This is a genomic window from Veillonella sp. CNR 79/14, from assembly GCF_003992185.1.
In the GTDB taxonomy this organism is placed as follows: Bacteria; Bacillota; Negativicutes; order Veillonellales; family Veillonellaceae; genus F0422.
Genome location: NZ_RQVH01000048.1, coordinates 1 through 365, shown reverse-complemented (window position 1 = coordinate 365; position 365 = coordinate 1). Strand labels below are relative to the sequence as shown.

Genomic DNA, 365 nt, shown 5'->3' with positions numbered 1-365 from the left:
TTTACAGTACCATCAGCTTTTACTTCATCAGCTTTGTAGTATTTACCATCTTTTGCTTTAACAACACGGTCGCCAGCATCGTTAGTATATACCACAGATCCAGCTTCGCCGTTACGTAATGCATTTACTTTATCTGTTAAAGTTTTATCGTTTAAGCCGTCTTTACCAGTTAAGCCAGTTGCACCAGATGTACCATTTACACCATCACGACCGTTAGCTGCTGTATCGCCAAGTTTAGCTAACTTGTTTGTCACTTTTTCATCTAAAGATAAAGTAATTGTTCCATTATTAGCTACCGTTTTGATTTGGTCAGCTGTACCAGCTACTTTTAAAGTACCTGTGGCTAATGGTAAGTTCAAGTGATC

The 365-nt window shown here is 38.4% G+C and carries 1 protein-coding gene; it reads right to left on the bottom strand.

The window, feature by feature from the left end; all coding sequences use genetic code 11:
* Positions 1-365 (bottom strand): hypothetical protein (locus EO119_RS08135; RefSeq protein ID WP_206168804.1); only part of this gene is annotated, 365 nt, incomplete at both ends.